At 42.2% G+C, this 13,057-nt stretch carries 12 protein-coding genes; 1 reads left to right on the top strand and 11 read right to left on the bottom strand.

The features are described from left to right. Positions 1-92: 92 nt before the first annotated feature. The 6 genes from DFR63_RS04245 to DFR63_RS04270 all read right to left on the bottom strand — a co-directional run bounded on the left by DFR63_RS04245 (position 93) and on the right by DFR63_RS04270 (position 5,571). The gene (locus tag DFR63_RS04245; protein WP_115884492.1) at positions 93-707 is read right to left on the bottom strand and encodes an SCO family protein; all 615 of its coding nucleotides are present in this window, start codon (positions 705-707) and stop codon (positions 93-95) included. A gap of 96 nt (positions 708-803) precedes the next feature. Continuing rightward, positions 804-3,806 carry an AAA family ATPase gene (locus DFR63_RS04250; RefSeq protein WP_115884495.1) on the bottom strand — a complete coding sequence of 1,001 codons (3,003 nt, stop codon included), beginning with the start codon at positions 3,804-3,806 and terminating at the stop codon, positions 804-806. After that, positions 3,793-4,908 (bottom strand): exonuclease SbcCD subunit D, encoded by a 1,116-nt coding sequence (locus DFR63_RS04255; protein ID WP_115884498.1) that lies wholly within the window; start codon positions 4,906-4,908, stop codon positions 3,793-3,795. The genes DFR63_RS04250 and DFR63_RS04255 overlap by 14 nt, the downstream gene beginning before the upstream one ends. 91 nt (positions 4,909-4,999) lie before the next feature. Then, positions 5,000-5,119 carry a YvrJ family protein gene (locus tag DFR63_RS04260; protein WP_074431610.1) on the bottom strand — a complete coding sequence of 40 codons (120 nt, stop codon included), beginning with the start codon at positions 5,117-5,119 and terminating at the stop codon, positions 5,000-5,002. Between the two features lies 1 nt (position 5,120). Then, a complete protein-coding gene (locus DFR63_RS04265) occupies positions 5,121-5,333 on the bottom strand; it encodes a DUF2922 domain-containing protein (protein WP_115884500.1) in 213 nt (70 codons plus the stop codon). Between the two features lie 37 nt (positions 5,334-5,370). After that, on the bottom strand, positions 5,371-5,571 hold the full coding sequence (locus DFR63_RS04270; RefSeq protein ID WP_115884503.1) for a DUF1659 domain-containing protein: 201 nt from the start codon (positions 5,569-5,571) through the stop codon (positions 5,371-5,373). 116 nt (positions 5,572-5,687) lie between these two features. Here DFR63_RS04270 and DFR63_RS04275 point away from each other — a divergent pair, with 116 nt between their 5' ends. After that, positions 5,688-6,167 (top strand): DUF2621 family protein, encoded by a 480-nt coding sequence (locus DFR63_RS04275; protein WP_115884769.1) that lies wholly within the window; start codon positions 5,688-5,690, stop codon positions 6,165-6,167. A 136-nt stretch (positions 6,168-6,303) separates the two neighbouring features. Here the strand turns inward: DFR63_RS04275 and DFR63_RS04280 are convergent, their stop codons facing one another. The 5 genes from DFR63_RS04280 to DFR63_RS04300 form a co-directional block, all read right to left on the bottom strand. Further along, complete coding sequence (locus tag DFR63_RS04280; protein ID WP_415708149.1) at positions 6,304-6,801, bottom strand: CcdC family protein; 498 nt, start codon at positions 6,799-6,801, stop codon at positions 6,304-6,306. A gap of 1 nt (position 6,802) precedes the next feature. Further along, the gene (locus tag DFR63_RS04285) at positions 6,803-7,507 is read right to left on the bottom strand and encodes a cytochrome c biogenesis CcdA family protein (RefSeq protein WP_115884506.1); all 705 of its coding nucleotides are present in this window, start codon (positions 7,505-7,507) and stop codon (positions 6,803-6,805) included. Between the two features lie 78 nt (positions 7,508-7,585). Continuing rightward, the gene (locus DFR63_RS04290; RefSeq protein ID WP_115884508.1) at positions 7,586-9,358 is read right to left on the bottom strand and encodes an ABC transporter ATP-binding protein; all 1,773 of its coding nucleotides are present in this window, start codon (positions 9,356-9,358) and stop codon (positions 7,586-7,588) included. Continuing rightward, entirely contained in the window at positions 9,348-11,132 is a 1,785-nt protein-coding gene (locus DFR63_RS04295) for an ABC transporter ATP-binding protein (RefSeq protein ID WP_115884511.1), read from the bottom strand. Before DFR63_RS04295 ends, DFR63_RS04290 begins: the two co-directional genes overlap by 11 nt. A 251-nt stretch (positions 11,133-11,383) precedes the next feature. After that, complete coding sequence (locus DFR63_RS04300; RefSeq protein ID WP_115884514.1) at positions 11,384-12,922, bottom strand: AbgT family transporter; 1,539 nt, start codon at positions 12,920-12,922, stop codon at positions 11,384-11,386. Positions 12,923-13,057 lie beyond the last annotated feature (135 nt).

A 13,057-nucleotide genomic window follows, 5' to 3' on the forward strand; every position in this document is an offset into this window, starting at 1 on the left:
TTTGTTTACCCTAAAGATTAAGATATTAATCTCAGTTTAATTAAAAAGAAGCACCAAACTGATATTTCAGCCGGCGCTCATAAAAATTTTATTTATTCTTCATTATTCTGTTCAACCAGCTTTTCTACATCAGATACAACTTCCGCCTGCGGGAATTTTGTATCGCCTGAATCTACACCGGAATAGTCTTTAATGATTGTACCGTCTGCATCAATCAGATAGAAAGCAGTACCGTGGGTGACCTGGTTGCTGCCTTTTGGCGGCGGTGCGACAATGGTTTTAAAGTTATCTTCTGCGAATCCTCTAATAAACTCATAGTCATACCCTGTCAGAAACTGCCATTCTGTATTTTCCGGTATATCATACCAGCCTGCATATTCCGTTAACACTTCAGGTGTATCAACTTCAGGATCAACAGAGAAACTCATTACTCCATAGTTCTCGATGCCCTTTTCATCCAATTCCTGGGTGACCTGAGTCATATTTTGAGTCATCGGCGGGCAAACAGTCGCACAGTTCGTAAAGATAAAGCTGAGGAGCCATACTTTACCATCCATATCTTCTCTAGTGAACGCTTCATCATTCTGATTCGTCACTTCGAAGTCCTGTACTTCATCACCGTACCGGCTCATCGGCTCTACTGCGCCTGCACTGCATGCTGATAAAAACATCAGTGAAGCCAAAACCGCGATTAACCACTTTTTCAAGTGTGTCCCCTCCTACATTTCATCTTACTACCAATGTTATCAAAAATTAAAAATTCTGTGCATGAAAATTATGCACTTTCTATGACTAATCATTGTCTAAAGGGTCACAATTTTCGTCGTACTCCGCTCATTATCCGGTTTCACATATAAGATGTGCTCCATACGTTCTTTTAATTCTTCGACGTGAGAGATGATGCCGATTGTTTTTCCTGTTGTCTGCAGATCAATCAAAGTAGATATCGCAACTTCCAGTGTTTCGTGGTCGAGCGTGCCGAATCCTTCATCGATCAGCATGGTATCCAGTGTAATTCCGCCGGATTCCTGCTGCAGCATTTCATTTAAAGCGAGTGCCAGCACGAGTGAAGCCTGGAAAGTTTCTCCGCCGGACAGTGAATTAATATTGCGCGCCTGGTTATTGTAGTAATCAAAAACTTCTATATCCAGGCCGCTGTAACGGTTCACTTTTTTCATGCTCCGCTGCAGTTTATACCGGTGATTCGTCATCGCAGTCAGTCTCACATTAGCAAGTTCCAAAATACGCTCCAGATAATACGTGAGCACATACCGCTCAAGCGAAACCTTTTGCCCCTTTTTGCCCTGCACCGCTTCAACCAGTTCATTCAGCTGGCTGAATTCTTCATAGGATGCATTGAAAGTGCTGATTAGCTCTGCCAGATACTCTTTTGAATTGATGTTCTGATTTTTTCTTTCATTGACCGCAGCATAATATTCTCGCGCGGACTCGAGTGCCTTTTCAGCTTCATTTATGGCCTTAATATCTTCCTCAGTACTGACTTTTTCTGTAGATTCCAATGTTTTCTTTAATTCTTCCAGACTCTTGTTAAGTGATAAATTTTCATCATCAAAAGTTTTTACTTTTTCTTTTTTCTCGTCAATAGACTCATCGTTAATAATGCGGTGCAGTGTCTCTGTATCCGTATAGCCATGCTGAGTCATAAATTTTTCAATTTTACTGTTAAACTTGGCTTCTGACAGAGCGGTCTTGTCAGCATCAGCTTCCAGAGATTTTACTTTTTGAGCGGTTAAATCACGCTGTTTAGTTAAATCATTAACAGTTTCTTTCAGCTGATTCAGATTTTCCTGAAACTCTTTTATATCTTCGTTTTCCTTGTTCATATGAGCTTTAAAAGCGCTGAAGTCCTTATAACCGGTCACTTCTTTAAATTCCTGCAGTTTTGCTGTCAGCTGATTGACTGCGTTTTTCACTTCCTGGCTCCTCATCATCAAGTCATGCATATTTTCATTTTCACGAGCCAGTTCGTTATTAAGCTGTTCTTTTTGTTCAAGTTCACTATTTGTCTCAGCCAGCATTTTTGCCGTTTTTTCTGTCTCTTCTTCTGCAGATTTCAGTTGCACTTCAAGCATATCCTCATCTTTTTGTTCTTTATCTTTTAATATTTCATCGATTACATCAATTCGCATAACGTGCTTTTGATTAATTTCTTCATAGTCAGTGATTTTTTCCGTTAAAGTATTAAGCTCCCGGCGGTCCTCTTTTGAAAACCCGCCTGATTCCGGCAGTTCAAGCACAGTCTGTTCGCAGACTGGACATGCTTCGCCGAGCTCAAGATGATTAATAAGATGATTGAGTGTCTGGGCTGTTTCTTCGTCATAGTCTAAAAGACGGGTGTTAAATACGCTTAAGTCTTTCTTCAGCTGGCTGATATCTCCATTATTTTCTTCGATATTTTTCTTTATCTGTATGCGTTCGTCAATGAGTTTTCGATCGCTATGAGCTTCCTGCACCTCATTTTCAAGTTGTCTGCTTTTATTTCGGAGTTCACTGTGCTGTTCTTGCAGTTCTGAAGCTTTTTTGTATGTTGCTGTCAGCTTTCCAAGTTTCTTTTTAATATCTTCAATATAAGCTGAAAGTTTTTTAAGATCTGCTTCTTTCTGCTCTGATTCTGCCGTCAGCGATGCGATTTCATCCCCGAGCGTTTCATATGAAGATGATAAAAAGGATTCACGCTTATAATACTGCTGCTGCCTTTTATTCATATCGGGTATATTTTCTTTTGTCTCTTCAAGCTGGGCTGCACTGTTATTCAGTTTCTCTGTCAGATGCGTTTCCTGTTTTGTTTCCGCAGCCAGGCTTTCTTTAATTTTCCGGCCTGCCGTTTTAAGTTCCTGGTGTCGCAGCAGTTCGTATCTAATTGACGATACCGATTCAAAGTCAGCGATTTCAGCGCGCCAGGCATCGATTGACTTCGCCTGTTCTTTTAAAGATTCCTTAGACTTTTTTAATTCGTTCAGCTGATTGATTTGTTCATTGTGTTTTTCTTTTTTAAGTAAAGCTTGCTGCTTTTGATCAAGCTCACTTTTAAACTTCTTGCCTTCTTCAGCCAGTGTCTCAAGTTTTTTCTTATAACTGAAGATAACCCCGTCTGCATATTCCAAAGCTATATTGTAATTCGGAAATTCCTCCTGCTTTGTAATATCAATGTCGTCAGTATGGATGTGTTTAACACATTCGTTAATTCTCATATCGAGCTTCGCCGCTTCAGCAGACTGTTCTTTCAGTTTATCTTTTAAATTCAGTTCAAAGTTTAAAAAACGTCCTGTCTGGAACAGCGTGCGCAGAATTTCCTGTTTGTCTGTACTCGATGACACGAGCAGCTCTTTAAATTCTCCCTGCGGCAGTATTAAAATTTTTCTGAACTGCGCCCGGTTCAGTTTCACTATTTCCTCTACTGCGTCTCTCACTTCATTCAACTTACCAGCAAGAATATTCCCTTCTCCGTCGTACAGCACCGCTTTTGGCGGAGTCGCACTCTTATTACCCGGTTTATGATATTTAAGCGTCCGTTCCACTGTATATTCTTTACCTCGCACATCGAAGGTAAGTCTCACCTCTGCCTGTTTATCGATGGGCGCAAATTGGCTGCGGAGGGACTCTTCATCCCGGCCGGCTGTCGATGCACTGCCGTACAAGGCGTATACAATCGCATCAAAGATCATCGTTTTACCGGAGCCTGTCCGCCCGCTGATTAAAAACAATTTATTGTTCAGACTGCGGAAATTAATTTCTTCTGATTCAAACGGCCCGAAATATTCTACTTTTAAGTTAATCAGTTTCATTATGTTCACCTGCAAAATATGACTTAAACATCGTTTTATCAAAAGCTGTTACAGCTCTGTCGAGAGTCGTTTCGATAAACGACTGATATATTTCTTCATCGCTCGTCGTCGCCATATCAACAGTCTGAAGTTCTTTTGACCGGTCTTCGATTAACGGTTTTAATTCGAGTGTATTCGGATAAAGCATTTTAATTTTGCTCATCGGTTCCGTTACATAGCTCATATTCGATAATTCAAACTTAAAATACGCATTGTTATCTTTAAAGGAGACGTTCCCGTTCGCAACTTCCTCATAGTCTCCTGTATAGACAACGACATCATGCCGGGGTTCCAGCGGAATAAAAGATACTTTTTCTTTGTCAGTATCAATAATTCTGCATCCTTTCGGCTGCTTGTGTTCGGAAAATGAATATTTTAATAAAGATCCGCTGTAAAATGATTTTTCGCTGTCTACCGCAAAAGGATGATGCAGATGACCGAACAGTGCATAATCGAACGCGCTGAATGTTTCTTCGCTGACCGCTTCACTCAGCCCCATTGACAGCGGACGTTCGGAATCACTGGCAACACTGTCCGATAAGTACAGATGCCCGACAAGTATGTTTGTTTTTTCCTGGTCCAGCTGCCCGTAAATTTTTTCAAGTATTTTATCGTAGGCATGCTGGTGAGAAACAATGTCCTCATCCTTAAAATAATTCCGCGCCTCAAGTACTTCGATATGCGGCAGCAGATAAAAGTCGGTATCGCCGATTGTTACAGGAATGTGCGCCTGATCAAGTGATGTATTAATATGAAAATCCGTCGCCTTAAACCATTCGCTGCCGTAATTCAGCCGTTCACGGCTGTCGTGATTACCGCTGATGACAAGGAGCGGTTTTCCAAGTGTAATGTTGATACGGTACAGTGTATCATTCGCCAGTTTCAGCGCCTGACGCGAAGGGTTCGCGCGGTCAAATATATCGCCTGCAACGACGACAAGATCAATGTCGCTGTTTTCTATCTCATGCATTAACTGTTCTAATATGTAGGACTGATCTTCTATCAGATCGAGACCGTTCATTTTACGGCCGATATGCCAGTCGCCTGTATGTAAAATCCGCATTAAAGTCACCTCTTAAAGTCGTTACATTGATTTTATCATATTTCTTAAACACAAAAGACTCTCACCGGTCAAAGTCCGGGAGAGTCAGTTCTTATTTGAGCTGCTGGATTGTAATGATTAAATCATCTAACTTAGTTTCCATGCGGTGCAGCAGGAAAAATGTGATTACAGCCGGAAATCCAACATCGCTCACAAAGGGTATCCAGTCCATCTTACTTAAGCACTGTCGTTGCTGTATTTACGACTTTCGCAGAGTACAGAGAAACCGGAATTCCCTGTGACGGACGCAGAATGTTTTCCGCGATCAGACGCGCTGCTTCCGCTTCGACTTCCTGAGATGTAATACCTGCTTTCGGGTTGTTGACAGTCAGAGTAAATCTTTTGTCCTGATTAGTAGTAAAAACCATTACTAATTTTTCATCCATGACTATTCCTCCTTTCTATTAGTGGTGAGAGCTGAACTTAATCGACGATGTGAGTGACCACTTTCTCAACGATAGAATACTGTTCTCCTGTCAGATTTTCGTAAATAGACGCCAGGGCGTTTACACCTGCATCACTGGCATCGCTTGCCAGACGGTTAAGCGTACGCGATTTTGTAATCTCCTTGCCTTCCTCATTCATCACAAAGAAGTAAAACTTGGCACTTAATCCTTTTATCATGTCCTCACCTCCTCTCACCCTATATATCGTCACAAATTATTAAATGGACAAACAAGTTTCAAAATATGTATAATATGAGTTAAGTAGAGGTGATTACAGTGTCATTTGATATATTTATGATTTTGATTGCGATATGGACGTTCATCATGCTTGGAGCGATGACAATCGGCGGATTTTTTATGTTCAGAAAGTTTTTGCGGCGCATGCCTAAAGGCGATGGTTATTCAGAACTCGACTGGCAGGATTACTACATAGACAAAGCACTGCCGCTCTGGAATACTGATGCACGTACGCTCTTAAACGAACTGGTCAGCCCCGTTCCGGAATTATTCAGAGATGTGGCCAAAGAAAGAATTGCCGGCAGAATTTCGAAGATTGCGCTCGATGAAGGTGTTAAAACGATTGAACTCGATCAGATAATGAAAGGCTACATTATTGCGACACCAAAGAAAGACCATAAGTTCATGAAGAAAAAATTAAAGCAGCTTGAGATAGATTACACACCATATTTGGAACTATTCGAATTGGCAGACGATGAGAAACAGAAATTCTCCATCTTTGAACAGACAGAAAAAGTAAGCGGCAGACCGTCTTAAGACGGTTTGCTGTTTTTTTATTGGTCCGGGAGATTATTGATGGTGTTTTTGGCAGTTTTACAGCCAGCGCGCCACTGTGGATGTGACAATGACCGGACAAGAGCCACTCCGCCCCCTAACAAAAAACAGCAAGCCATCACACCGCGGCTTGCTGTTTTTTAAATTCATTATGTTTGATAAGCATTGATAAACGCCAGATTCCAATCATGACGAAGGCGAGCAGGAAAAACATGCCGCCGATTTCGCCCGGTGTTGTGGTCAGTGAGAATATATACTTAAGCGCAATTCTCGCAAGCAGCAGTCCCATTAAAATTATAGGGAAAGCTTTTGTCTGTCTGACGTACAACTCGGAATTTTTAACTTCGTATTTCGTAGTTATAATCAGCACTACCGAGAATACAGCACCAATCAGTACCGTTTCGGCAATGTGTGTAAAGGATAATCTGAAGTACGGGAATATATACATCAGTGCTCCCGTTGACATCATCACCGGCGGGATAATTATTTTCTTTAATGTCAGCGGGGTCTTACTCGCATGTTTGCGGACAAAAATGACGATAATCCCCATTATTACTGCGCCGATTGATGCAAGCAGGAAGAGCAGTTCTTCGATTGATTCAAGAAATTCTATCATATTAGAACCCCTGGAAATCTCCGAAGAGCGGCTGCAGCCAAATAATGATCTGCGTTAAGCCGTCAAAGTATAATAATATTCCCATCAGTATCATGATTACTCCGCCGGTTTTCATAATTACGTTTGAATATTTCAGCATCCAGCGCGTCTTCGACACGAAGAAACTGAGGACGAAGAACGGAACACCAAATCCGATACAATATACCACCATCAGCATTAAAGCATTGCTTGGTTCTGATGCACTCATTGCAAATATCGCACCGATAATCGGTCCGTTGCACGGCGTCCAGCCGGCTGCGAATGCCATACCGATTAAGATTGAACCGAAGAAGCCGGATGGTCTGTTTTTAAACTCTATTTTATGGTTTTTCATCAGAAAATCAAATTTCAGGACACCTGTAATAACGAGTCCAAAAATAACGATTAAGATTGCACCAATCTGACGGATTAAGTTACTGTATTCTATCAGGAACCCTCCGAAAAATGCCGTTCCAAAGCCGAGAGCAATATATATAATGCTAAATCCTATTAAGAAAAACAAGGTATGTAAAATGGCGCGGCCATTAAAATTCTGTTTTTCAACCTCGTTGTAGCTCATTCCGGTAATATACGATACGAATGCAGGGAAAACCGGCAGTACACAAGGGGACACAAAACTCAGCACACCTGCTCCGAAGGCGAGGAGAAATGTTACTTCTGATCCCATGAAAATACCCCCATTCAGATTTAGTATATCAAATCTCACGGGGGCAATGAATATATTAATCTGTTTAAATATGACAAATTATTGTTCACTATTTTGCAATCGGTACATTTTATAGTAAATTCCCTTTATTTGTACCAATTCGTCGTGTGTTCCCCGCTCCACAATCTCTCCTTTATTAAGGACGAGTATCTCATCAGCATCCTGTATTGTCGACAGACGGTGTGCAATGGCGAGCGTCGTCCTGCCGCTTCTCATTTTCTGTAATGAGGCCTGGATTTTCTCTTCCGTCGATGAATCGATGTTTGCGGTTGCTTCATCGAGTATCAGGATTTTAGGGTTTGATGCCATCGTTCTTGCAAAAGCGAGCAGCTGGCGTTCCCCGCTCGAGAAGTCCGCACCTTTTTCGACTACTTTTTGTTCATAGCCGTGCGGCAGCTTATTAATGAATGAATCCGCGCCGACGAATCTTGCTGCCTCCTGTACCATCTCAAAAGTCATCGTGCTGTGATACAGCTTAATATTCGAAGTGACCGTACCGTAAAAGATAAAAGGATCCTGGAGCACGAGTCCGATATTTTTCTTCATTTCTTCTTTCGGCAGTTTTTTAATAGAATAGCCGTCGATTAAAATATCACCGTGCTCATACTCATAAAACCGCAGCATCAGATTGATAATGGAACTCTTGCCTGAACCTGTATGACCGACGAGTGCCGTCGTTGTCCCCGGCGGCACTTCAAAGCTGATATTCTTCAATACATCAACCTCACCGTCGTAGCTGAATGTAACGTTTTTAAACTCCACCCGGCCTTCTGTAATTTCATGCTGGTCTTTTGTCTGCTGCACCGGTTCATGGCGACTGTCATCAAGCAGCGTAAATACTCTGCTTGCTGCAACGAGCGCCTGCTGGAAAATATTCAGGTTCTGGCTGACCTGGTTTATCGGTTCAAAAAACCGTTCCATATACTGAATAAAGGCAAAGATAACTCCTGCAGTAACACTTGTTTCAAAACTTAAGAATCCGAAGTAGCTTAAAATCACGACTATAGACAGGATATAAATCATATCAATTGCGGGTCTCAGCAACAAGCCGTCGAGTTTTATCGTGCGGAGATTATACTGATAATGTTCTTCATTAATCGTTTCAAACTCACGCTGCAGTCTTTTCTCCTGATTGAAGACCTGGATAATTTTCATACCTTCAATCGATTCTGCAAGTTTAGCGTTCATATCGCTTAACAGCCCGCGGGCACGCGAGAAATAACGCGCTGAGTATTTCCGGTAAACGAGCAGTATAAAGACGATTACCGGCATAAAAATCAGCGCGATAAATGCCAGTTTTACATCCAGGATAAACATCATCACAAAGCTCGATATTACCATAAATATCGCCATTAAAAATGTGCCGAGCACCGAAGTAAACATGTCGACAATCGCCTGCGTATCATTGGTCAGGCGTGAGACGACACTGCCTGAGGGAACTTTATCGAAATAAGTCATCCCAAGATGGCCGATTTTTTTAAAAGCATCGATTCGGAGCTCTTGAATCACTTTAAAAGCGAGCAGCTGCAAGAGATATATCTGCCAGTAGGTCGTCACGACCGCGAGCACATTCACTGTAATAAAGGCGATAATCAGCCACATAATATCTTCTTCCGGGAAGACCGATGGCGTTAAATAATTATCGATAAAAATCATGACCAGATACGGTGTCATGACACCCATTACGGTAGAAATAATCAGCATGCTGAAGGCGAGCGCGAGGACTCCTTTAAACGGCAGTGTGTACTTAAGCAGCCTTCCGAGTACACGGAGCTGATCTTTTAAAGTTAAGTTAATGACATCAGTCGTCATGATTACCTCCTCCTTCCAGCGTCTCATCGAGCTCTTTCGTTAAATCCCTGCGCAGCGACTGCGCTTTAAATGTTTCATAATACCAGCCGCGCGCTTTGGTCAGAGATGAATGAGTGCCCTGCTCGATAATACGCCCGTCTTCCATAACGATTATTAAATCAGCATTCCTCACCGCACTCATTCTGTGGGCGGTAATAATATTTGTTTTACCGGCTCTATTTTGTTCTATATTGCTTAGAATTGCTGTTTCCGTTTCAGCATCGACTGCCGACAGGGAATCATCCAGTATAAGAATCTCCGGATTATTCATTAAAGCACGAGCTATTGAAATTCTCTGTTTCTGCCCGCCGGACAGCGATACACCGCGTTCACCGACCACCGTGTCATAGCCTTCAGGAAAGGCGGAAATATCCTGATGAATATAACTTAAATCCGCAGCCTTCTGCACTTGTTCAAGACTTGCATCAGGATTGATAAAGGCAATATTATTTCTGATTGTCGTCGAGAACAAGAAATTATCCTGGGGTACATAACCAAAGAGCCCGCGCAGTTTTTTAATATCGTACTGTTTAATATCCACACCGTTAATAGTGACAGAATTGCCGGAGTCCGTATCGAACTCCCGGAGCAGCAGCCGGATAATAGAACTTTTCCCTGAACCTGTCCGCCCCACAATGCCGAGTGTCTCTCCTTCTTTTAAAGTAAAATGTATATTCTCGAGCGACACTTCATCTTCTCCCGGGAAGGAGAATTCAGCTACATCAAAGGTAATATCACCGGAGGGAATACTGCCGGTTGTAATCTCAGTGCTGATTTCGCTTCTCGTGTTCATAATTTCTTCAATCCGGTCGTACGATGCCTTGCCCCTTTCCACTAAATTAAAGAACCAGCCGAGAGCAAGAAGCGGCCAGACCATCATACCGAGATATGTAGTAAATGTAACGAGCTGGCCGAGAGAAATTTCATCGGCTACGACCATGCGTGCACCGAAAAATATCGACAGAAAATAACTGATGGCAATAATTGCCGTAATTGTCGGATCAAACAGCGCATCGATCTTTGCCACTTTTAAGTTCTTTTTAACGACATCATTCGATAAATTGGTGAAATCTTTTAAATCTTCATCCTCATAGCCGAATGTTTTGGTTACCTTGATGCCCGCAACGGACTCCTGGGTTTTATCGTTTAAAGAACTGAACGCTGCCTGCGCCACGCGGAAAAGCCTGCTTAAAATTGAACCGTACCAGCTGGTTAAAATAACCATGAAAGGCAGCGGAATCATGGCAATCAGTGTCAGCTTCGGGCTGACAGTCAGAGCCATCGTAATCAGCACGGCGCCTCCTGTAATTACCGAGTCGGCAATAGTTAAAATACCGGCGCCCGCCGTCATTTGTACCGCATTAATATCATTCGTCGCATGCGCCATTAAATCCCCCGTGCGGCGTTTGCCGAAAAATGACGGTGACATTTTAGAATACTTTTCAAACAGCTGTTCACGGAGTGTCCGCCCCAGTCTATTCGACGCACCAAAAATCATCACGCGCCAGAAAAACCTGAATATGTATGTGAGAACCGCCACAAAAATCAGCAGTACACCGAATAACACAAGCGTATTTGATGTTAAAGTCTCCGTTGTAATTCTGTCGATCACCCGGCCGATAACCTGCGGCGGCACGAGCTCCATCAGTGCGACGAGAACAAGCATGAACAATCCTATAATGTAACTCTTCTTTTCGAGCTTAAAAAACCACCCCAAATTTTTAAATACCCGCATCCGTACACTCCCCTTATTTCTACACCTCTATTTCACTTTGAATTTTACCATATATTTCGGAAATTGAAATAAATCTTAAGTCTGATAATGGAAGATTGGGGCTGGGCTGGCATGACATGGTTTCATGTGAATCCCAGATAATTAGGGTTGATATGACAGAACTTCATGTGTACCCTGCATCACAAAATTCGCATGAGCTAAAAAATCACCAAAAAGAAAAAACCGCAGAGAATTCTGCGGCTATAATCTATTTAATACGAAAGATTCGCTCCTGGACCGACCGGAATACCGAGCATCATCCAAATCACAAACATAATTAACCATGTAATTAAGAAAATCACCGAATAAGGAAGCATTAATGAAATCACTGTTCCTATACCGTTTTCTTTACCGTAGCGCTGTGCAAATGCAACAATGAGCGGGAAGAATGGCATAAGCGGTGAAATAATATTTGTTGTTGAGTCCCCGATTCTGTAAGCAATCTGTGTTACTTCAGGCGCAATACCGAGCTGCATGAACATCGGCACAAATATCGGCGCCATAATTGCCCATTTTGCTGAATCCGCGGCAATCGCCAGGTTGATAAGTGTAGTAATCAGGATAAAAACAATCAGCACAGGCAGACTTCCAATATTTAAATTCTCGAGAAGACCTGCGCCATTAACAGCAATAATGGTACCAAGGTTTGAATAGTTAAACAAAGCAACGAATTGTGCTGCAAAGAAGATCAGCACGATAAAACCCGCCATTGTTTCTAATGATGAATCCATGAGTTTTACAGCATCTTTATCGTTTTTAATCGTTTTATTCATTGCACCGTAAACCAGACCCGGCACAAGGAAAATCAGCATCATTATAAATATAATGCTCGAAATAAACGGCGAACCGACAATCCCGCCATCTTCGCCTCTTAAAGGTGAAGCCGGGAAAGCGACAAGGCATAATATCCCAATTACTGTAAGGACAGCTGCTATATTTGCCCAGTTCAGAGCCCGCTTTTCCTGTTTGTCTAAACTTTTGTTTTCACTAATTTCTTCATTATCGAAATCGAATTTTTTAAGGCGCGGCTCAACAATCTTGTCGGTAATTATAGTACCTAAAATCACGATAAGGAAGGTCGAGACAAACATGAAGAACCAGTTATCCGTTGCATGCACGATGTAAGTCGCATCGAGAATGCCGGCCGCTTCAGTTGTAATACCGGAAAGGAGCGGATCATTCGTACCTATTAAAAGGTTAGCAGAATATCCTCCTGCGACACCGGCGAAAGCTGCTGCGAGACCCGCCAGCGGATGGCGGCGGAAACCGAGAAATATAATCGCACCGAGCGGCACGAGCACTACATAACCGACACTGGCGGCAACGTTTGACATTACACCCATAAACACCACAATCGGTGTCACAAATTTACGCGGTGCTTTCGTCACAACATTTGTCATGAGTGCACTGATATAACCGCTTTTCTCCGCGACACCGACACCAATCATTGCGACCAGTACAGGACCAAGCGCAACGAAAGACGTAAAGTTTTCAACAACGCTTGTAAACATATAGCGTATGCCGTCGCCGGTGAGCAGACTGACTGCGTGAACTGTTAACTCTTCTCGTTCTCCTGACTCGGGATTTATTCCAACATAGCTGACATTAACTCCCAGTAAATATAAAACATGAGAAATAATAATAACAAGCAAGGTAAAAATTAAAAATATCGTGACCGGATGCGGTAATTTATTACCGGTGATTTCAATCCAGTCGAGAATTGAACGTTTCTCTTTCAAACTTTTATTCATAGTAAACTCCTCTAAATAATAATCGCCGTTTATTATACTACGCCATGTTACTTTTTGCTAGTAAGTAATTTTATGTGCCCAGTATAAATTGCTGACCGTGCCATTGTCGCTTCCACAATGGCGCACTAATCCTTT

This window comes from Jeotgalicoccus halotolerans (assembly GCF_003387165.1).
Taxonomy (GTDB): domain Bacteria; phylum Bacillota; class Bacilli; order Staphylococcales; family Salinicoccaceae; genus Jeotgalicoccus; species Jeotgalicoccus halotolerans.

Bases quoted from the DNA above. Each gene is read 5' to 3' on its own strand.
- DFR63_RS04295 (WP_115884511.1), bottom strand. From the start codon at position 11,132: ATGCGGGTATTTAAAAATTTGGGGTGGTTTTTTAAGCTCGAAAAGAAG.
- DFR63_RS04285 (WP_115884506.1), bottom strand. From the start codon at position 7,507: ATGGGATCAGAAGTAACATTTCTCCTCGCCTTCGGAGCAGGTGTGCTG.
- DFR63_RS04290 (WP_115884508.1), bottom strand. From the start codon at position 9,358: ATGACGACTGATGTCATTAACTTAACTTTAAAAGATCAGCTCCGTGTA.
- DFR63_RS04270 (WP_115884503.1), bottom strand. From the start codon at position 5,571: ATGATAAAAGGATTAAGTGCCAAGTTTTACTTCTTTGTGATGAATGAG.
- DFR63_RS04255 (WP_115884498.1), bottom strand. From the start codon at position 4,908: ATGCGGATTTTACATACAGGCGACTGGCATATCGGCCGTAAAATGAAC.
- DFR63_RS04275 (WP_115884769.1), top strand. From the start codon at position 5,688: ATGATTTTGATTGCGATATGGACGTTCATCATGCTTGGAGCGATGACA.
- DFR63_RS04260 (WP_074431610.1), bottom strand. From the start codon at position 5,119: ATGGACTGGATACCCTTTGTGAGCGATGTTGGATTTCCGGCTGTAATC.
- DFR63_RS04300 (WP_115884514.1), bottom strand. From the start codon at position 12,922: ATGAATAAAAGTTTGAAAGAGAAACGTTCAATTCTCGACTGGATTGAA.
- DFR63_RS04250 (WP_115884495.1), bottom strand. From the start codon at position 3,806: ATGAAACTGATTAACTTAAAAGTAGAATATTTCGGGCCGTTTGAATCA.
- DFR63_RS04265 (WP_115884500.1), bottom strand. From the start codon at position 5,333: ATGGATGAAAAATTAGTAATGGTTTTTACTACTAATCAGGACAAAAGA.
- DFR63_RS04280 (WP_415708149.1), bottom strand. From the start codon at position 6,801: ATGATAGAATTTCTTGAATCAATCGAAGAACTGCTCTTCCTGCTTGCA.